The sequence below is a fragment of the Sphingobacterium sp. MAE genome, assembly GCF_056711605.1.
In genome coordinates, this window is sequence record NZ_CM160044.1 from 3,875,376 (window position 1) to 3,897,385 (window position 22,010).

At 40.7% G+C, this 22,010-nt stretch carries 14 protein-coding genes and 2 pseudogenes; 1 reads left to right on the forward strand and 15 read right to left on the reverse strand.

Annotation, left to right across the window (positions count from 1 at the left end; translation table 11 throughout):
* Positions 1-432: 432 nt before the first annotated feature.
* The 14 genes and pseudogenes from AC06G9_RS16570 to AC06G9_RS16635 all read right to left on the reverse strand — a co-directional run bounded on the left by AC06G9_RS16570 (position 433) and on the right by AC06G9_RS16635 (position 19,403).
* A complete protein-coding gene (locus tag AC06G9_RS16570; protein ID WP_480956782.1) occupies positions 433-2,226 on the reverse strand; it encodes a heavy metal translocating P-type ATPase in 1,794 nt (597 codons plus the stop codon).
* Between the two features lie 10 nt (positions 2,227-2,236).
* Positions 2,237-2,998 (reverse strand): phosphatase PAP2 family protein, encoded by a 762-nt coding sequence (locus AC06G9_RS16575; protein WP_341831001.1) that lies wholly within the window; start codon positions 2,996-2,998, stop codon positions 2,237-2,239.
* Positions 2,995-3,468, reverse strand: coding sequence for a heme-binding domain-containing protein (locus AC06G9_RS16580; protein WP_254526883.1), 474 nt, complete (start codon positions 3,466-3,468; stop codon positions 2,995-2,997). The genes AC06G9_RS16575 and AC06G9_RS16580 overlap by 4 nt, the downstream gene beginning before the upstream one ends.
* A gap of 35 nt (positions 3,469-3,503) precedes the next feature.
* Positions 3,504-4,661, reverse strand: coding sequence for an efflux RND transporter periplasmic adaptor subunit (locus AC06G9_RS16585; RefSeq protein WP_480956783.1), 1,158 nt, complete (start codon positions 4,659-4,661; stop codon positions 3,504-3,506).
* 66 nt (positions 4,662-4,727) lie between these two features.
* Positions 4,728-9,068, reverse strand: coding sequence for a CusA/CzcA family heavy metal efflux RND transporter (locus AC06G9_RS16590; RefSeq protein ID WP_480956784.1), 4,341 nt, complete (start codon positions 9,066-9,068; stop codon positions 4,728-4,730).
* 160 nt (positions 9,069-9,228) lie between these two features.
* On the reverse strand, positions 9,229-9,615 hold the full coding sequence (locus AC06G9_RS16595; protein ID WP_480956785.1) for a hypothetical protein: 387 nt from the start codon (positions 9,613-9,615) through the stop codon (positions 9,229-9,231).
* A 96-nt stretch (positions 9,616-9,711) separates the two neighbouring features.
* Positions 9,712-10,992 (reverse strand): annotated as a pseudogene (locus AC06G9_RS16600) (TraM recognition domain-containing protein); the annotation flags it as partial.
* Positions 10,990-12,053, reverse strand: a pseudogene (locus AC06G9_RS16605) (IS3 family transposase); the annotation flags it as partial. The pseudogenes AC06G9_RS16605 and AC06G9_RS16600, both read right to left, overlap by 3 nt.
* Positions 12,054-12,115: 62 nt before the next feature.
* Positions 12,116-12,436 (reverse strand): MarR family winged helix-turn-helix transcriptional regulator, encoded by a 321-nt coding sequence (locus AC06G9_RS16610; protein WP_480956786.1) that lies wholly within the window; start codon positions 12,434-12,436, stop codon positions 12,116-12,118.
* A 93-nt stretch (positions 12,437-12,529) separates the two neighbouring features.
* A complete protein-coding gene (locus AC06G9_RS16615) occupies positions 12,530-13,426 on the reverse strand; it encodes a 3-hydroxyacyl-CoA dehydrogenase (protein WP_089765576.1) in 897 nt (298 codons plus the stop codon).
* 13 nt (positions 13,427-13,439) lie between these two features.
* A complete protein-coding gene (locus AC06G9_RS16620; protein WP_089765578.1) occupies positions 13,440-15,035 on the reverse strand; it encodes an oleate hydratase in 1,596 nt (531 codons plus the stop codon).
* 120 nt (positions 15,036-15,155) lie between these two features.
* Entirely contained in the window at positions 15,156-16,928 is a 1,773-nt protein-coding gene (locus AC06G9_RS16625) for an oleate hydratase (RefSeq protein ID WP_089765580.1), read from the reverse strand.
* Positions 16,929-17,072: 144 nt separating this feature from the next.
* On the reverse strand, positions 17,073-17,948 hold the full coding sequence (locus AC06G9_RS16630) for a helix-turn-helix domain-containing protein (RefSeq protein ID WP_254534172.1): 876 nt from the start codon (positions 17,946-17,948) through the stop codon (positions 17,073-17,075).
* Between the two features lie 97 nt (positions 17,949-18,045).
* Positions 18,046-19,403, reverse strand: a protein-coding gene (locus tag AC06G9_RS16635) for an IS3 family transposase (protein WP_430981285.1) whose coding sequence is annotated in 2 segments (ribosomal slippage) — positions 18,046-19,065 and positions 19,068-19,403 — 1,356 coding nt in all. Because the reading frame shifts where the segments join, the coding sequence is not laid out codon by codon here.
* A gap of 127 nt (positions 19,404-19,530) precedes the next feature.
* Between AC06G9_RS16635 and AC06G9_RS16640 the strand changes: the two genes are divergently transcribed.
* Positions 19,531-20,016 (forward strand): TlpA family protein disulfide reductase, encoded by a 486-nt coding sequence (locus tag AC06G9_RS16640; RefSeq protein ID WP_480956787.1) that lies wholly within the window; start codon positions 19,531-19,533, stop codon positions 20,014-20,016.
* Between the two features lie 151 nt (positions 20,017-20,167).
* On the opposite strand, the gene AC06G9_RS16645 is transcribed toward AC06G9_RS16640, so the two are convergent.
* Entirely contained in the window at positions 20,168-21,847 is a 1,680-nt protein-coding gene (locus AC06G9_RS16645) for a hypothetical protein (protein ID WP_480956788.1), read from the reverse strand.
* Positions 21,848-22,010 lie beyond the last annotated feature (163 nt).

The following is a 22,010-nucleotide window of genomic DNA, read 5'->3' on the forward strand; positions in this document are numbered from 1 at the left end:
CGGATTAAATAACTATTTACATAATTGGTTATGTAAAATTAAAGAATAAAATTTATCCGGCAAACAGAAATGGAAATAAATCTTTCACAGCTTGGGTTTTACCTGTGAAAAGTTCTCATTTGATAGTAGGAATTTTATACTTGGATTAGTGGATGCCGTTTGTAACAGTGGTATTCCGATAAAACTGTAAGGCTATGAAAACAGCACGCTAAACCAAAACAAAAGGGGCTGTCCTTGTGAGACAATCCCCTTTTAAAATTGCTTAATTAGAAGCGATTCTTTTTAACAACCCTTTATGCCTTTCAACAGGTCATTATCGACGCTGATGTAACCCAGATAATAGATGTTTTGCCCTTCGGTCTTTATGGACGTTTTTATTTTACTTGAACAGCGACCTTTGAAGGTTTTCCTGACAATTAACAAATGTTGTGGTTACGTTCTGTCCTTCAAAGCCCTTAATGCCGAGGTAATGGAAATCAGATCCACCACTTCCTGCAATCCTGCACCAATCAATGCCGGTAAAACACCGAAGGCTGCAATCAGCATCAGCACGGTACAAACGGCAATGCCAATGAAAACGGATTGACGGGCAATCTTCATCGTTTCTTTGGAAATGAGAATAGTATCACTCACTTTTTGCAGATTGTCTCTTAAAATCACCACATCAGCCGAATCGCTGGCGGCACTCGATCCTTTAGCACCCATCGCAATGCCTACATCGGCAACGGTTAACGACGGTGCATCGTTCACGCCATCACCCACCATTACAACCGGGCGAAATTCGTCGGGCATACTTTTCAGGATTTTTAGTTTGTCTTGAGGCAAACAGCCACCGTGCACTTCCGTAATGCCAATTTCTTTGGCAATGTTTTCAGAAATACTTTGTTTATCGCCGGAAATCATCATAATTTTTTGGATACCCATTTTTAGTAATTGGGCAATGGTTTGCCGGGCTTCGGGACGCACCTCATCGATAAAGGTGATTTCCCCAACATATTTGTCATTCACCGAAACAAACAACGAGGTTTTTTCCGTTTTAATTTGAATGGGTTCAGCCGTTACAAAACTCAGTTTACCTACTTTCACCAGTTTGCCATCAACTTTTCCTTGAATACCATTTCCTTCTATTTCCTTTAAATGTGTTGCCTGAAGAATCGTTTTATCGCCGATATATTTCATCACCGAAACCGCCAAAACGTGGGAAGATTGCTGTTCCACGCTGGCTACAAAATCAATCAGTTCGTCTTTCGAATAAGGATTTTCCGGGATAATGTCGTCCAAAGTAAGATCGCCTTTGGTTAAAGTTCCGGTTTTATCGAAGGCGATGGCTTTCATTCTGTCCAGTTTTTCGATGACAGTCCCGGATTTTACCACCACCCCATTTCTGCTGGAACGGCTCATTCCGGCTATCAGGGCAATGGGAGCCGCCAGAATCAGCGGGCAGGGCGAAGCCACCACCAACACTTCGGCAATGCGGTTGGGATCTTTGGTAATCAAATAAGCAATTCCGGCAATTAAAAAAGCAACGATGGTAAAAGGCAAAGCGTACCGATCCGCCATTCGCACAAAATGTGCCGGCTCTTTTTCGGAATTATGCACCAATTGCACGAGTTGCTGGTACTGGCTTTCTTTGGCGAGTTTGGAAACCTGAATGGTAATGGCTCCCGAACCATTCACCGAACCCGACCATAAGCCGTTGCCTTTGGTTTTGTTGACGGGTTTGGATTCGCCCGTGAGCGAAGATTCGTCCAGCAGCACCTCTGAACTCAGTAAAATTCCGTCCACGGGAATAATTTCCTTGGGTTTTACGATGATGATGTCACCGATTTTAATATCCTCCACAGGAACGTCATCTAAATCGTTTCCTGTTTTTTTATGAGCAATTCGGGGGGTATTATCAAGCAATGATTTTAAATCTTTCCGGGCTTTTTTCTGGGCATAATCTTCCAACGAATCACCTCCGGTAATCATAATGAGGATAATGAGTGCCGCCCAATAATTACCAACAGCTAAGGTTGCAGCAATGGCAGAAATCGCCAAAATATCCACGCCAAAATTCCCGGAACGAAGCACGTCGATCATTCCTTTCAGAAGAACAATAGACATCAAAATGCCGGTTGCCGTAATTAAGATTTTAGAATAATAGGGTTCTTTTAGAATAAATTCCATAACAAGTGCCACTAAGGCAATGCTGAGAACGACAATGAATTTATATATATTTTTCATTTTTATAATTTTAAAAGTTTAGAGACAAACCTAATCCCATTGTTTTACTTTGATAAAACGGATATACAAGAGCACTGTTTTCGGTATGATTTATTGAAAATAGTTGACTGACTTTCGGGAACAGCCAATAAGCAACTTCTGTGGAGAGAATACCAATACCGGCACCTGCAACCACATCACCCACCCAATGTTTATCATTCAAAATCCGATAAACTCCCGTAAAAACAGCAATAGGATAACCAGTCAAACTTAACCAAATATTTTCATCCTGATATTCCCGAAACATAAACTGGGCAGTTGCAAAGGCAAACGTCGTGTGTCCGGACGGAAATGACAGTGCATTGGAACCATCGGGTCGCTCTTCTTTTACCAAATGCTTGGCAGGTAATACGACAGCACTTGAAATCAACAGTGATGTGCCTAAAATAATACTTCGGTCTTTCAAATTATGTTTTCCTTCAAGTCCGATAGCATTTAATCCATAAACCAATGCTGCCGGTAAATATTGGGCATAATTATCCAGTTTTGATTTATCCGGCTGATGCTCACCAATTTCATATCTGGTGGAGTTGTTCAACTGTTTCAGGTCATCAGAAGTCAGACTTAGGATTCCATATCCAATAAAAACAGATGGTACTATCAGCTTTTTATATTTGAATTGATATACCGATACAGAATCTGATGCCGGCTTTTGGGCAATGTTCTGCAACCCACTTTGAGCCACACTCCATTGGGATAAGCACAACAGGATTAATACAATAACCCTCTTCATCGGTTAATAGCTTTACGATTGATTACCTTTTTTGTGGCAATGACCCAATCCCGGAGTTGCTGCTTCTGCTCATCCGACAATTTTGCATTGTTATGGATAAGGGTATAACTTTTCAATGGCATTTCTCCTGCATTTACGGTTTCCTCAATCTCAGCCAGCTTACGTAATTTCTGATCTGTAGCATATGCATTAAATTCATCAAAATTCAGATGTTTTTTTCCATCCGCGATATGTTCTGCCAGCCACCATTTGATGGGTTGCAACTTGTTGTAAGATGGATAAACCGTGTTATTGGAATGGCAGTCGTAACAACTGGTTTTCAGGATTTGCTGCACATTTGAGGGAATGCTGTAATGGTTTTCTATGGCACTTTCAGGCACTATTGCAGAAGTATTGGGCGTTACCCCAAAGAACTGGATGCCAATCAGCAAAATCAGTAATAGGGGAATGATTGTTTTTATAATTTCCATTTTTTTAAATATTTATATGAGATTTTATCTGACTATTAATCTTCATCTTCGCTTGTGTTCTTCAGCTTCATCAATAAAGTATAAGCATTTTTGGTTACGATTTTCTTGCCTTTGAAATCAGAAAAGTTGAGGATCTCAACATAGCTATTTTCAGAAATTCCTAACGTGACCGGCATCATCTTCCAGCTTTGTTTTCCGGCTTCTACAAAAACAAAATTTTTCCCTTCAAAATCCACCACACTTTCTTCGGGAATGGCGTTGGCAAAGGAATTTTCGGTTTCCACTTCGGCATTCATATACATTCCGGGAATGAGTGCCGGATCGTATTTTTCAAAATGACAATGCACATCGGCAATGCCACTTCCGTCCACATCTTTACTCGTCAGCAAAATTTCACCGGCATATTTTTTTGAAGGATCTACATTGGTATAAGCCACAATCTGTTGCCCGGTTTTCAGCATTTCCAAATCCTTTTCATACACTTTTAAATTGAGGTAAATATCAGAAGGATTGATGAGTTCAAACAGCACATCCGAAGACGTTACATATTTGCCTACATTCACATTCACCTTGCTCACAAAACCGTTGATGGTACTATAGACAGGTACGCTCTGCTGAATATTTCCGGCAGATATCTTAGCCGGATTTATGTTGACCAACTTCAGTTGCTGGGCAATGGAATTCATCAGAATTTGCTGATCGCTCATAATGGATTGTGCCTGCTGCATCACTTTATCACTACTTGCCTGGCTTTGGTTGAGCTTATTTTGTCGGTTATAATCCAGTTGGGCAAAGTGGTATTTGGATTTTGCCATCAGATAATCCTGCTGCAACTGTACAAACTGCGGATTTTCAATAACGGCAATTACCTGAGCTTTAACTACTTTCATTCCTGGCAAAAGGCGGGTGCTTTTCAGATAGCCGCCCAGCGGTGTACTTACGGAAACCAGATTTTGCGGTGGTACATCAATTTTACCGTTGAGTTTCAATACGGTGGAAATATGCTGCATCGACAGTTCCGCGGTTTCAATGGGGGTATTGTGTAACTGTGCATCGGTGAAAATAACCGTGTTTTCGTCTTTCGGATTTGCAGTTTTGGTGGCGGTGGTTTCTTGTTTTTGTTGACATTGAACTGCGGAAAGCAGTACTATCAAGACCAAAAAATAAGAACCGTATAATTTTAATATTTTCATTTTCTTGTCTAATTATATATTGATTTGAAAAATTCTGTTTACTGTTTAAAATATCCTGTTCATCAACTACTGAAGCGTGATATAATTCAGTTCAACAACGCTTTCGTTTAGTTTCAATAGGGCATCTGCATAATTGCTTTTGAGCAAAACTGCCTGATTGACGAGCATTACAAATTCCAGATAATTGATTTCTCCGTTAATGAATTGTTGCTGTGCTGTTTTGGTAATGATGTCTGAATTTTTCAGTTCATCAGTTTCGTAACGGTTGATTATTTCGAGATTCGTTTGATACATTTGCTTGAGCTGTTGCTGTTTTTTCTCTAATGCAAATTCAGTATTATGCCAATCGTTTTCCGCAATGCTTTCCGCCACTTTAGAAGCGTGAATTCTTGCCTTTTGTCCGCCTGAAAATATTGGAATGCCAACACCTACCATCACCGAATGAAACTGTGGTGTAGCAGAATACAGTTTATCATCAGGTCCCATACCTTTGAACGAATTGAGATTATAACCGATTTGCAAACCCGGAAGAAGTCTGGATTTTTCCACTTCGGTTTGTTTGCCGGCAACCGTTTTTTGCTGTTCCAATACATGTATCAAGGGATGCGAAGCATTTTCCTGAAGCAAAAGAACCGGTCTGGAATTATCCAAAGGAAGATATTCCGTTTCGGAATTGAGCAACCAACTGAACTGCAACTGCAAGGTTTTTATTTCCTGCTGCACTTGTTTCAACTGAATCTCAATCGCCGATTTTTGGTTGGAAGCCGTTGTTTTTTCCAGAATATTGCTTTCTCCTGCTTTTAAACGCAAACTGGCTTTGTCTAAAAATTGGGTGTACAGTTGCAACGTTTCATTCAGCAATTTTTCCTTATCTTTCCAATACACCATCTGGAAATAACTTTGGCTGACGGCTTTTTTCAGTTCAAATTCTTTAAGCGAAACATTCAACTGGCTTTTTTTCCATTCTTCGTAATGCAAATTTTTCTGTTTCTGATACACAGTCGGAAAAGCGATGCTCTGCGAAATCCCGAATTTCATATCGTTGTATGCACTATTTATTTGTCCGTAATCTGCTGTAACTGCGGTTTGCTGAATATCGGCATTAGAAGTTTTAATCAATGCTTTGGCATAATCCGAACGCAGTTTTTCATTTTTTAGTTTGCGATTGTTTTGCAACGCTGTTTGCACGGCTTCATCTAAAGAAATTATGGTTTGTGCCTTCATTTTTATTCCTGAAAACAGCATAAAAATCAACAGAACAGAGGCGACATGTTTGGATTTTGGTTTTTTCATTTTAAATCCATTTTCGATATTGACATATAAAAGCGGTAGGACAAAAAGGGTGAGCAAAGTGGCCAATATCAGTCCGCCAATTACCACGGTCGCCAAAGGTCGCTGCACTTCTGCTCCAGCACCTGTGCTTATTGCCATCGGGATAAAGCCGAGGGAGGCAACGGCTGCGGTCATCAACACCGGACGCAATCGGCTTTCGCCGCCATCAATCACAATTCTGACGATATTTCTAATGCCGTTTTTATGTAGTCGGTTAAATTCTGAAATCAATACAATACCGTTCAAAACCGCTACGCCAAAAAGAGCGATAAAACCAACGGCAGCACTGATGCTGAAAGGCATTCCGCGTAAATTCAACATAAATACACCTCCGATGACCGACAACGGAATGGCGCTGTAAATCAGAAGACTTTCTTTAATCGACTTGAACGCCATAAACAACAGGACAAATATCAATGCCAATGCCAGCGGAACGGCAATCATCAACCGTTGTTTGGCGTTGTTCAGATTTTCAAAAGAACCGCCATACGTAATAGAATAGCCGGCCGGAAGTTTAATCTGTTTGTCCACTTTACCCTGCAATTCTTCCACAATGCTTTGCACATCACGGTCTTTGATGTTGAAGCCGACGACAATACGGCGTTGTGCATTTTCACGTTGAATTTGATTGGGACCTTCCACCACATCTACGGTTGCCAGCTGATTGAGCGGGATCTGATTGCCTGCAGGTGTTGGAACCAATAGATTTTGAATATCATTGATGTTTTTTCGGTCACTGGCATTCAGGCGTACTACCATATCAAAGCGTTTTTCGCCTTCAAAAAACAAACCTGTACTCTGTCCGGCAAAAGCGGTATTAATCACCCGATTGACATCTGCAACAGAAAGATGATACTGAGCAATCAGGGGACGATTGTATTTTACCACCACCTGCGGAAGCCCGGAAACCGGTTCTATATAAAGGTTTTGTGTACCTTTTACCGTTTCAATGATTTTACCGAGTTGGTTGGCATTTTGAACCAAAGAATCCAGATTATCGCCAAAGATTTTGATGACCACATCCTGTCTTGCACCGGTCATCAGTTCATTAAAACGCATCGCTACCGGATACTGAAAACCAACTGTAATACCGGGCACATCTTCCAGTGCTTTGCTCATTTTTTCTGATAATTCGGGAAACGTTTTGGCGGAAGTCCATTCTTTTTTGTCTTTCAGAATGACCATCATATCCGAAGCATCCATTGGCATCGGATCGGTAGGCACTTCTCCACTTCCTATCTTGGTGACCACTTTTTCCACTTCGGGGAAACGGGTTTTTAAGATATGGGCTGCTTTTTGCGTACTTTCAATCGTGGTGGTAAGGTTGCTGCCCGGTAAAACGCGGGTATCCACCGCAAAATCACCTTCTTCCAAAGACGGAATAAATTCGCCGCCCATTCTGCTTAGTAGAATTATTGCCGTGATGAACAATATCCCGATTATGGTAAAAATGGTTTTCGGAATGCGTAAAACTTTCAGCAAGGTTTTCAAATAAAGCGCTTCTACTTTCTTCATTACCCTGTCCGACCACGAAGGTTTTAAACTTCTTTTCTTCAACAAAACCGAACTCATCATCGGAATGTAGGTTAGGGAAAGCAGAAATGCACCTAATAATGCAAACGCCACCGTTTCTGCCATCGGGCGGAACATTTTCCCTTCAATCCCTTGCAATGTTAGGATCGGAATGTACACAATGAAGATGATAATTTGTCCGAAAACTGCACTGTTCATCATTCTTCCGGCAGATTCTGTAACTACACTATCCATATCATTGGACGGAATTTTCAGCAGGCTCTTGAACTTAGGATTGAGGGATAACTGATGCAGGACGGCTTCTACAATAATGACCGCTCCGTCGATGATTAATCCAAAATCCAGTGCACCCAAACTCATCAGATTGCCGCTCACCCCGAAAAGGTTCATCATACAAATGGCAAAAAGCATTGCCAGTGGAATCACCGAAGCCACGAGTAAGCCGGCTCTGAAATTTCCGAGAAATAAAACGAGGACAAATACCACGATTAAAGCACCTTCCAGAAGGTTTCTCTCAACCGTGCTGATGGCGTTATTCACCATTTTGGTACGGTCAAGAAAGGGTTCTATCACCACGCCTTCGGGCAGGGTTTTCTGGATTTGAGCCACTTTGGCTTTTACATCTTTGATGACCTGACTGCTGTTGGCACCTTTCAGCATCATTACCACCGCACCGGAAACTTCGCCCTGATCGTTATAGGTCATCGCTCCGTAACGGGTGGCATAGCCAATTTTTACATCGGCTACATCGCGGATAAACAATGGTACATCATTATTTTTGTTTGTAATGGAAATGTTTTGAATATCCTCAATGTTGCCCACCAAACCTTCGCTCCGGATGTAGAGAACAGTTGGCCCTTTTTCGATATAAGCACCGCCGGTGTTCTGATTATTGGCATTCAGTGCATCAAAAACATCATTGATGGTAATGCCATAAGCATTGAGTCGGTTGGGATTCACGGCAATCTCGTATTGCTTCAATTTACCGCCAAAACTGCTGACTTCCGCTACGCCTTTGACCTGAAGTAGCTGTCGACGCACAATCCAATCCTGAATGGTACGGAGTTCCGTAACGTCGTATTTTTGTTCAAAACCTTTTTTAGGACGAACGACATATTGATAGATTTCGCCCAAACCGGTAGAAATCGGCCCTAATTGCGGTGTTCCGATACCTTGCGGAATTTCATTCTGAACCTGTTGCAGCCGCTCTGCCACTTGTTGTCTTGCCCAATACACATCAATACCATCATCAAAAACAATGGTAACCAAGGACAATCCGAAACGGGAGAAACTGCGGATTTCTTTGAGTCCGGAAATATTGGAGTTCGCCTGTTCAATTGGGAAAGTAACCAGACGTTCGATATCGGTTGCCCCAAAAGACGGAGCGATTGTAATAACCTGCACCTGATTATTGGTAATGTCCGGCACAGCATCAATCGGTAATTTGCTTACCTGATAAGAGCCAATGCCGATTAAACCAAGAACCAATAATGCTATAATGAGTTTGTTCTTTACAGAAAACTCAATGATTTTTGTAAGCATAATTTATTCTGTTAATCGTAAATGATAAATAAAGAGATTTGACGTTTCCAATACATAATCAATCCTACAGGCGGACACAAAATACACAGACTGCCCGAATGAAAGTATTATCAAACAGCAAATGCACGATGAAAGGATTCATCGTGGAAATCAAAAAAGATTAACAGAATTTCGGAGGTTTCCAGATGGCAGAAAGGTAATTGTCATCAGAAAATGTATCGTCCAAAGGCAAGGTTTTGGGTTCTTTGCCTACAAGTTTTTTGGTTTCTATATCAAAACTAAAAGGGGGGGCAAGTACAAAACTGATATTCAAAACATTGATATGTACGATAAACGGTAATTGTTTGTCTTGTTCATAATCGTCATCGTGTGGATGGTTTTCCAGATGGTTCCCGGCGTAATGAACTTCCAAAAATTGCAAAACAGTAACCTCCGGATTTTTTTCTTTGTGATCGAAATAATGCTCTATAAGTATAGGAAACTTCAATAACTGACCTAATTCAGTTGTCGAAATTAAATACACAGACAATAATAATATTGAAAACATTTTTTTCACTTAACAAAGTTAATAAAAAAGTCTGCTCTCTTTTATAAGACGCTGTATTTTAAAATATTTCAAAATAAATGATTTAAAAATTCAATATTATCCCTCCTGTATCAAATGCTGTAAATTCGGGTCGTTCTTTATACGCTCCATTTCACTTTCCACGATATGAACAATGTCTAATTTTATCTGACGATAATTGTTCTCAATATCCCGTTTCATATTATCTTCTCCGCTTTCATCGACAAAGGATAAAATTTCCGGTATGTTCTGGTACGCTTTTGTTTCGGCAGCAACTTTCTCGTTATCTACTACAATTTCTTCGTGAAATATCTTTTGTTCTATACGTTCGTCAAAGTTATCGGACACTGAACCGACAAACATACCTTGTGTAAGTGTACTGATTTTTGAAGCTGGAATAAGACTGTCTAATTGGGTAGAAATTGAAGTTGATTTGTCATTTCGGTTAATCGTCATACTTTGGCGTTTCTGTAATACTTTCCCAAAGCGTTCTGACAGGCTCTTTGCCGTTTCGCCCACGACCTGACCGCTAAAAATATTACCGACCGTGTTCTGAATTACCTTAGCTTCCTTATCTCCATAGTCACGAATTAAATGGGAAAAATCCTGAAAGCCTAAGCAAACCGCTACCTTATTACTTCTCGCCGTTGCAATAAGATTGTCCAAGCCTCTAAAATAAATTGTCGGTAACTCGTCTATAATGACAGAACTCTTTAATTGTCCTTTTTTATTAATGAGTTTGACAATTCGGGAATTGTACAAACCCAAAGCCGCCGAATAAATATTTTGCCTGTCGGGGTTGTTTCCTACACAAAGGATTTTAGGCTCACGTGGGTTATTTATGTCTAATGAAAAATCATCGCCTGTCATTACCCAATACAACTGTGGGCTAATCATTCTTGACAAAGGTATTTTAGCTGATGCAATCTGTCCCTGTAATTGGTCTTGTGCGCCTCCCTGCCAAGCATCCATAAAGGGAGATAAATAGTTCTCTAAATCAGGATAAGAAGTTAAAATCGTAAATACGTCTGCGTACTTTTTATTCAGTAACTCAATGCCGTGTGGAAAGGTACAATACTTTCCGTTATCATAGATTTTTAAATACCAAATAATAGCTGCTAATAGAATAATCGGGCTTTCCACGAAGAAATCTCCTTGCTTCTGTATCCACGACCTGTTGAGGTTTAACATTATGGTTTATGCTGCTTCATAGGCGTCGCTGATGTAGGTCATAAAGTCGGGATTGAGTGGGTTGCAACGGTGGCTCTTGCGAGGGTCGTCAAAATTTATCACATAAAATTTTGGCTGTACTTTGTATTTATCCCCGTTCTTTAATAAGTGATTGTAGGCAATCGTGGAAGCGGCATACTCTACAGGAGCAAGATCACCGAGACTATCATGGGGTCGGTAATTATTGTAATCGTCCATCCATTTCCATGTCACTTCCCTGACTTCGTCTATCGTGTCGAAAAGGTAGCTGTCCAGCACATGATCGCGGTAAGTACCGTTCAATCTTTCCACCAGTCCGTTCTGCATAGGCCTTCCTGGCTGGATGTACAGAAACTCGATACCATTAACCTGGCTCCATTCGGTCAATATCTGTGAAATAAACTCCGGACCGTTATCCATCCAGATTTTCTTGGGTTTTCCCCTACGTTTGATCAGGTGGTTCAGCACCCACACCACCCGTGAGCTGCGCATGGAATAATCCACCTCGATATGCAGCGCCTCCCTGTTGAAATCGTCCATCACATTGAAGGAACGGAATTTGCGCCCATTGCTGAGCGCGTCACTCATAAAATCCATGCTCCAGGTGTCGTTGGCCGAGAGCGGAATGATCCATGGTTGTTTTACTCGCTGGGGCAGACGTCTTTTCATTTTCCTGCGGATATTCAGCCCGATCAGCTTATAAACGCGGTGTACCCGCTTATGGTTCCATAAATGACCTTCCCGGCGCAAGCGGCCGTAGGCTTTCCAGAAACCCTCCCGGGGGAACTGTTCGGCCTTGATGCGCAAGGCTTTCTCCACCTCACTATCATCGCGATCCGATACATAATAATAACAGGTCTTGCTCAATCCCACTGTGCGGCACGCCCTGCTGATGCCTTTGCCCAAATCCACCAATTCCTGAGCAACCTGTCTGCGCTGGCAGGGCTTCAAAGCTTTTTTATCACCTCCTTTGCCGCCTCCAGGTCTAATGCCAGATCAGCATACATACGCTTCAGCTTCCGGTTCTCTTCCTCCAGCTCCTTCATCCGCTTCAGTTCACTGCTCTCCATACCCCCATACCGCTGACGCCATTTATAAAACGTGGCTGAACTCACCCCGTATTCCCGTGTGAGCTCCTGAACACTTTTGCCTGCTTCAAATTCTTTTAAGATCTTACTGATCTGCTCCGGTTTGAATCGTTTCCCTTTCATAATTAACTGTTAAAGTTAGCACTCTTTTTTCTATTCTCTAACAGTCTTGTTTTCGGGGGAGCTTACATTTTTAGTTGCTGCCCCTTTTCGGTTACGGATATATTTACGACACGTTCGTCCGCATGGCTCCGTTTTCTGAAAATCAGTTCCTTTTGCTGCATTCTTTTCAGCAGCGGGGTCAGAGTACCACTGTCCAGTTTCAGTTTTTCTCCCAATTGGGTAACGGTCTGTTCATTTTCTTCCCACAATACCAACATCACCAAATATTGAGGATAGGTCAAATCCAGCTTTTCCAGATAGGGCCTGTAGTGGTTTACGATTTCTTTGGCCAATGCATAGACCGGAAAACATCCCTGATTTGTTAATTTTAGCTGGTCTGTCATTTCAATTTTTATTTCCGGCACAATATTGTAAAAACTCCTCCCGATGAAATTTCTATTTCATCGGGAGAAAGTACTAAATGGTAAGGGATATTTTTACTTCAAAAAGTCTTTGTCCTTATAAGCCGGATCAGGATATGTATAAAATCCTTCGCCGGTTGCAATCCCCAGTTTACCCTTGTCGATGAAATTTTCTTTCAGGTATTCCACCACTTTTTGCTTAACGGGGTCTTTTGTAGCTTCAGCTGCCATTTTGTTGATGTTGTAAGCAGTAGTAACCCCAACTACATCCAATATCCCAAACGGACCCACCGGTGCTCCGGTAGCCACCATCCAGGTTTTGTCTATGGTTTCCACGTCCGCGATACCATTTACCAACAATCCCAGACCAGCTCCTAATAAAGGTACCAATAGGGAATTGACAATATACCCCGGCTGCTCTTTATGAATAGCCAACGGTACCATCCCAATCTCTTTTGCGAATACGAGAAGGCTTTCAAAAACCTCATCCGAAGTGCCCGGGTGCCTCATCACTTCTCCGGTATTGTGTTTCCAGATTTCATTCGCAAAATGCAGGGCAACAAATTTTTCCGGTCTTCCAGTAAACTCGGCAAATTGGCTTGGCAAGAGTGTAGACGAGTTGGTCGCAAAGACCGTTTTTTCAGGTGCTACCTTGGCTAGTTTCTGGTAGAAGTCAATTTTAATCTGCGGATTTTCCGGTACTGCTTCTATCAACAGGTCGGCATCCTTTACTGCTTCCGCCAAATCCGAGTGGTAAGACAACCGGCTTTTGGTAGCATCTAATTGTTCCTGCGTAGCTCCTAAATCTTTTTTAAAGGCTTCGCTCAGGATTTGGAACTTAGTTTTTGCTTTTTCCAAAACTTCATCATTAATGTCGTACACGGTTACATTGAATCCGTGAAATGCGGTTTGAAAAGCAATCTGATATCCTAATACGCCACTTCCGGCGACTGTTACATTTTTAAAATTCATAATCTTTTTGTTTTTATGATCTGTACGAAGTATGAATGGCTTTAGCCAATACATCAGGTCGTTTCCAGTATTCGGTTACAGGTGCTACTTTTTTGTCCAATCCAAGCAACGTATATACTGCCCACCTTGCCGCGCGAACGGAATACTCTTCGGTAAACACCATATCTTCCGGTATTTCCACGAACTGGCTGATCAGGGCGAGATTGGTAGAACCTTCAGGTACCACGGCAGGGCGATCGGCCTTGGCTCTCGGCTGGAAAAGGGCATCGATATAAGGCATCATACAAGGGATAACGTTGATGACGCTTTCCTTGATGTCGGCTTCGTGCTGCTCAAAATGCAGGTGGTGAATTAATTCAGTGAGCAATTCTTCGCCTGTACAGTCTATCATCGGTTTTTTGACAAAATCGCCGATAGCATCAGGGTATAATCCATAACCCCAAAGTATGGTGGTATCATCACCTTGTGCCTTGAAATGCGGTTGTGCCGCCACAACGATGGACATCCGCCACGAAGAGTCCTTGAAAGTCATCAGGGCTCCGCTTCCTGGTTTATTTCCGGAATATTCCTCAATGAGCTTCAGCATCTTGTTGCCCTTGAAGGTCGGCGTGAAAGAATACCATTTGGTTTCGTCCGGTTTGGTAAAGAAAGGATCGGGATTGCCCAATCTTCCCGGTTTCTTATCTGCTATTTTGCGCCATAGGGCAAAACTTGGCGGATTGCCGGGTAAATATCTGGCAGGCGTTTTATAATCGCCATTGTTGGAATTATCGGTGATACATCCATTCGTAAAGAAGACCAAATCATCTTCGTTTACGGCAATTATTTCCGTATTTCCTTCAGCATTGACACATTCTACTTCAGAAACGGTGATGTTATCGTTGTCCTTAAAATGAAGGTCTGTAACCGTTTTACGAAGTGAAAAGTCCACATTGTATTTGTCCAGGTATTTTTTGATGGGTAAAATGACCGATTCATATTGGTTATAGGGCGTTCTAGTCACGCCTTCCAATGTATTTATACGGGAAAATTCCAACAGCATCCTTTTCATATAGCGTTGAAATTCGAAGATGCTGCTCCATTCCTGCCAGGCGAAGGTGGTCTGCCACATATACCAGAAATTGGTGGTGAAGAAATGGTCATCGAACCAATCGCGGATCGTTACATTATCCAGTTCATCTTCATCGGTAAAAAACAGCTTTACCATTTTCATACGATCCTTGGTATCGAACTGCATATCGGTAACGGGCAATCTATTACCGTCCTTATCAATCAGACGGGCTTGGGCATTCGTAGGATTGGCGTGGTCGAAAGCCAATATTTCATCCTTAACAGAAATATTAGGAACTTCCAGAGAGGGAATGCGGCTGGAAAGATCCCAGAAATTCTCGTAAGTTTCTTCGTTTAGCATCCTTCCGCCACGGCAGATGAAGCCTTTTTCCTTGCTGCCTGCCCCGTCGTTGCTTCCGCCCAAAATGGGCAAGGCTTCTATAATGTGGATGTTTTCTCCTTTGAATCCACCGTCTTCCAATAGATAAACGGCTCCTGCCAGGCTGGCCAATCCGCCTCCGACGAAATAGGCGTGTTTTTCTGAATTGTTTGTGCTCATATTTTTAATAAATTTTAGATCAACAACAAGTATTTCCTAGTTGTATTTTATAATTATATAAAAATTGAAAACCGGCAGCCGGTTGAAAAATTATTGTACTCGGTTGCCGGAATTGGTTGGTTACAAAAGCTTTGCTTCACGCAATATTTCTTCAGCGTATGTTCCTTCAATTTTTTTAAGCCCATATTTTTCTACAATGGATAAAAGCCAGGGAAGATCCAGTTCTTTGAGGTTCTTTTTATCATTCAGAAAATAAATGGATTCTAATAGAACCCTGATGTCGAAAGAGGAAGCAAAAACTTCAGGAACGCCCCGGTCTACATCTAACAACGTATAAACCGCTTCCATTGCTGTACGTACGGAATATTCTGTCGTAAATACCGTATCTTTTTCAGTCTCAGCAAAATTGCCGATAAACGCGAGGTTGACCGAACCTTCCGGAACGACCAAAGGACGGTCGCCCAATGCACGAGGCATAAAATAAGAAGTAATATAGGGCATACGACAAGGGATGGTATTAGCCGAATTTTGGGCAATAGCTGCGATTTCACTTTCGGGAACACCGATATGATATAATAACTCCTCGCACAATTCGGCTCCGGAACATTCGGTTATTTTTTTCTTGACATAATCACCGGGCTTATCGGAGAACAATCCATACACCCAAACAATCACCTCATTGTCTTTCTGTTTTTTAAAGTGGGGCTGGCGGCTGATGGAAAAACCATATAACCAGCTGGAATCTTTGATGGTTACAGGCCCGCTGGTTACAATACTGCCACTCTTCGGGTCTTTTTTCGTGATTTTTTCAATATAAGGCAATACTTTATCGTCCGTCAACGTAATGGTTCCGGAAATGACCCAGTTGGCTTCTGGAATATTTTCGCAGAATTTCTCTGGTTTTCCGAAACTGGCATCTTGTCGTGCCAGCTTTTTCCAAAGCTTCCAGCTGCCACCGATATCTGACGTTACGGGAGCCGGCGTATTGTTATCGCCATAAGTGGTGCTTTCCGTGATGGAGCCATTCGTTACAAATACCAAATCATTTTCTGTTAATTGGATTTGCTTTTCTTGACCGTCCTGAATCAATTCTATACGCTGTGCTACTTTCTTATGGTCTTTTGTATCAACTATAATATTTTGAACCTGGGTATTGTATTGAAAATCAACCCCCTGTTCTTTAAGATAATTGACAAGCGGTAGAATCAACGACTCGTACTGGTTGTACTTGGTAAAACGAAGCGAAGACATATCGGCAATTTTGCCTACGTGAGGTATGAAACGCAACACATAGCGGCGCATCTCCAATGCACTGGCCCAGGGTTCGAAAGCGAACATCGTTGCCCAGTATAACCAAAAGTTGGAATTGAAGAAATCTTCGGTGAATACCTGGTCTATCTGCAAATCCTGCAATTTTTCTTCGGGAATCAAAACCAGTTTTATTAATTCCTGTATGGCTTTTGGTGTCAAGGTAAGCAGTCCATCGGTAGAGAGACGTTCTCCTTTATCGACGATCACCCTTGTATGAGAGAAGGAAGGGTCTTCTTTGTTCAGCCAGTAAAATTCGTCCAGTACAGATGCTCCTTCGGTATCAAGGGAAGGGATACTGCGGAAAAGATCCCACAAGGTTTCGAAATGGACTTCCATCTCACGGCCGCCGCGAATGATATATCCCTTTTGTTCATCCAGGATACCGTCCATACTGCCGCCTGGAAGTGCCAGTTCTTCTAAAATATGAATCTTACTGCCGTTCATCTGCCCGTCGCGGATCATAAAAGCCGCAGCAGAAAGAGATGCCAATCCTGAACCAATCAGATACGCTGATTTTTGGTCTACATTTGCGGGTTTTTTGGGATTTGCAAATGCTTCATAATTTCCATTGCTGTAATACATAATTTCCTTTTTAAGAATGTTTTTGTTATGCTAATAGAAAACGTTTTGAAATCTATTCTTGCATACTTGCTCTTTAATAAAGTTACGTATATATTCAAATTCTTTTTCAACCCGAAATTCAGTTATGTCGTTCTGAAATTCGGGTTAGGAGATATTCTGCTGCCTACGATATTCGGTAGGAGAAATGGAAGCATATTTTTTGAAAAACCTACCGAAAGCTGAAACGGAACTGAATTGAAGCAGATCTGCAATCTGGGAAATATTGAATCCAGGATTGCCAAGCATAACATACGCTTCTTTCAGCAGCGCTTCATCGATGATTTGATGAGGTGTTTTGCCGGTGGCTTTCTTTACCACTTCTATCAGGTATTTGTCAGATATGCACAGCTGTTTTGCATAAAAACCGACATCTTTATAAAGCAGGATATTTTCCTTTACCAATTCATCAAACTTCAAAAACAATTCCTTTTTCTTCTTTTTATTCTCTTTCGAATCGCCTCCTTCTAAACTAACTATCTCCGCAATTTCCAGCAAAAGATTAAAGATAATCGTGCGAATTATCTCTTCTGTAAATTTACCTTTTACGGAAGTTTTTATTTGCAGATAGTCCAAAAACGCATACAATGGAACCGCTTGTTGTATGTCGGCTTCCAGAATATTGTACGAGCCGTACCGAAACAGATTCATCTTGTCAATAATGAAGGGGTTGGCAATATTTTTAAGCAGAAAGTCTTTTGAAAAAAATAGCAGCTTCATCCTGAAATCCTTGCTTACTTTTTTAAATTTTATGATAGTAGAAGGTGCGGAAATGAGGAAGCCATTCTGATTGATATTATATGTATTGTTATCTATTTCAAGTTCAATATTACCGGCAAGACAGATACAAAATGCATAAAAATCTATTCGGAATGATTTCTTTGGGAATTTAAGAATTGAATTACCTGAGGAAATATAATAAGGCTCGTTGCAATTAACCCCATAAAATGCAAGGGTTTCCTTTAAATTTTCGTATGATTTCATATATATCCTTTAAATAACTTCATCGGGGATTTTACCTTGTTAAACATCTGTATGTCTTCAAACTAATTTGGACAAATGCTTAAGGAGTGTTTTAGTTTTATAAATCTATTAATTTTTGTTTTAAATATTCTGTTTTTCTGTTATTAATGGCCAGTTTTTTTAGGCTTTCTCTTTGTTTTAATATGAGGTCTCCACGACCATAATATACGTCAGCCGGGGTGAGGTTTTTTAAAGACTCATGATAGCGTTCGTTATTATATCTATTTACAAACTCTTCTAGGGCTTCTTTTAGCTCTTCTGGTGAATAGTAATTGTTCAATTTGACCACATTCTTCATTGTCCTGTGATACCTTTCAATTTTTCCTTGAGTCTGTGGATGTGCTGGTCTGCCATGCACCTGTTTCATTTCCAGTTCTTCGTTCAGGTACTTTCCCAGCTCCTTGGAGATGTAACAGGATCCATTGTCTGACAATAATTTAGGCTTAACCTTTGTTTTTAATTTTGCCTTTTCTATTGCCATGTCCACATTACGTATCACATCCTCATGCTTCATGGATGTACAAAGCTCCCAATGTACGATGTAGCGGCTGAAATCGTCCAGGATGGTACTTAAATAATAATCACCCCAGCCTTTTATTCTGAAATAGGTAAAGTCTGTCTGCCACATTTCATGCACAAAACCGGTTTTATCCTTAAATTCATTGGATGCACTGATCAAAATATGGGTCGGAGCACTTATCAGACCTTTGTTTTTAAGGATTCTATAAACTGAAGATTCAGAAATGAAAATCTCGTGCTCGTCTGTGATGTGATGTGCTAACTCGCGGGCCGATAGATCAACCTTATCCAGGGCAACCTCTACAACAAATTCTTTAACTTGTTCTGGAATACTGTTCCACTGTTGTTTGCAGTCCCTGTTTTTCAGTTCTAGCCCCTCATAGCCGTCTTTGAGGTACCGGTCATACCAGCTGTAAAATGTACTTCTGGAAATACCAAATTCAGTTAAGGTGCGCTTCACGCCAAGCTCAGATCGGGTAACAGCCTCGATAATCTCCATTTTTTCTCCCGCTGATAATCGCATATACTTTTTGTATTTATCAGTTAATCCAGCAGATCCAAGCTTTTTTTTACGATATCATAGCGTAGAACCAGATCGGCAACCATTTCTTTAAGTCTGGCGTTTTCTTTTCGAAGTTCGGCAACTTCATCTGAGGTCGCCTCACGGGTAACATCGCCTTCAAGTCGCTTTTTTCCTGCCTCCAAAAACTCCTTGTTCCATTTATAGAACTGAGACTCGTTAATACTGTGCTTACGACAGATCTCGGCAATAGAATTCTCCGCTCGTAACGCTTCCATAACGATCAAAATTTTCTGCTCGGCAGTGAAGATTCTTCGTGTACTGCGACGTACATCCTTGATAAAGTTTTCGGGGGTAGTTTTTTTTGGTCTTCCCATAATGATTAAAGTTAAAAATTTTTCAGGAAAACACTCTCTTAGTTTTTATTGAATTATGTCCAAATTATGCTGACGATTTACAACCTATAAACTCAATGATACCATTACCCTTGATAAAGATAGGTATATGTTGAATTTTAATAATAATGAGTTAATCTTGACTTATGTAGGTAAATATGATGCCACCGCTTACAATTTTAAGGGCAAGGATCTGATTACCCAGAAGGAATTACAATTGTCTGATTTCAGGGGGTCGTACATACTGCTTGATTTTTGGGGTAGCTGGTGTGGCCCATGTATTGCAGGGATTCCAGAATTAATAGAATTCGCTACCGAATACAAAGATAGGATTGAAATTATCAGTATAGCTTTTGATCATGATGAAGATCTCCCAAAATTAAAAACTATCATCAAGGAAAAAGAAATGAACTGGAGTCATATCAGAGAGCCAAAATTATTCAGTAATCCAGCAGGTTTAAATAAGAAATTTGATGTGAAAGTTTTTCCTACATTTATTCTCATCGATAAATCGGGAAATATAATTTATAGAAGTACAAATGATGTTGGAATACAATCGATTAAGCAATTCCTGTCAAAAATTGATGATGTTTAACTAATCAAAGAGGTTATTATACTAATACTGGTAATTCAGAATTGCTTATTGGAGTTTGATAATTCTTTGTTAAATGTTGACCTGATTTTTTAAGGCCCTTAAAACTGGAGTTGCTAGCTTCATCTGCCGACTAAGTTAGCAACTCCAAATACTAAATTTTAAATCTCATCGATATCAAAAACTGTCTGGGTCTTAATTCGAAATAACTTTGAACAAGTTCATAATCTGAAGAAAACTGCTGCAGGTAATTTTTATTATTCAACATATTGGATGCTGTCAGCTCTAAATATGTATACCAATGGGTTAGCCTGAACCGATAAGTAGCGTCCATAAAATACTGACTCTTTTGTGCCTTGACATTATTCGCATAGAAAGAATTGGCCAACGTGATCAAATGTCGATCATGGGGAGCAAAGACCAGATTAAAAAAATGATTGTTATATAACAGCTCATTGCTCAGCCCATCTGCCAATCTATTATGGGTACGCCCCATAGAAACTCTATAATCTCCAGAAATGATAGATGAGGACGAATTAATCAACTCAAAAGTGAATGATTGACTATTCACATGTTGTTTGACCAACTGCTCATTGAGCAGATAATCTGAAGTACTCCAACTTAGGTTTCCGCTCATCTTTGCAACAGTTTTGATGCTTATAAATAATTTGGAAAGACCTCCTCTTATCCCTTGAGACAGACTCTGTGCATGTTGGTTATTAATACTGGTGGTGCTGCGCCCCAAACTATCCAATGCTGTACTAAACATATAGTCACGCCAGCTCATTCTGACATTATAACCCAGATTGGCAAAATTTGCCTTCAACGTGTTTTTATAATCGTAATTTACTGCTCCACTAAGGTCTTCATCTTTGAGTAAGCGTACATCATACTTTTGGATACTGCGATACTGACTGATGATGTAACCATTATAGAAATTACCGAGCCCACCAAAGTTTCTCCCTCCGCTCAGGTTTGTACCAATCGTATTTTGACCGTTAATCAAATAGGTCAATGAAGCAGATGGATTCCAAGTGCTCCGTACTTCATTTTGAAGACGCTGCACACCTTGCTGTTTGACATTATAGTAATATTGACTAAATGGCAGATTGAAACTGTATATAAATTTCCGTATTTCTTTTCTAATTTGAAGTGCCATGGGCAGCTGCAGCTGTTCGTTGTTCATATCATTGAAATAGCCACTGTCCAAGATTCGAATATCATCTTGTTCCTGTACTTCGATATGACTGTTTAAGTTACTGTTCTTATAATTCAGGTTAACGCTTGGCGATAAGGTCCATCTTTTGATCTTATGCGATAGACTTAATCCGTTTTCAAAATTGAAACTCTTAAAACGGACAATCTGCCCCATCCGATCATATGGCTTCCCGGCATTGATCAACGATTCAAATTGCCCCAGGTTGACCGAAAGACGTTGGGGTGTACTATGCCACTCTATCGTAGAAGTGATATTGACCAACTGTTTGCCTATAAAACGGCCAAGTGAAAAAGAATTAAGAAAGGCTTCGTCTGAAAATTTTTTGTCCTGATGTATAGGGGTGTCTTTATTAAAAAGAATATTCCCGATACTGTTGTTCCAATATTTACGATAATTGGTACTGTTGCGGAGGTAAATGTTGGCTTCATTCTTCTCGACCAATACGCCAATATTCAGCTCGTCGGCTCCATAACTATTGTCCACTACTTCTTGATTGTGAATCACTTCGTCATTTGTAAAATACTGTGTCATGGTTGTTCCCTGACGCTTTCGATTATCATGGAAATATGAAAAATTACCTTTCACTTTGAGACCGCTCTTCAGTTTCTGAATCATATTGCTGCTCATTAAAAAAATCTGATTATCCAGCCATTTTTTCTGATCGAAACCCGGAGTGGCCACATCCCGAATAGAAAGATAAGTCGGACCATCAGAAAAAGCTAGATCGGGAAGTAAAATAACCCGTACCTGAATAGAATGGTTTTAACTGCTGTGACAC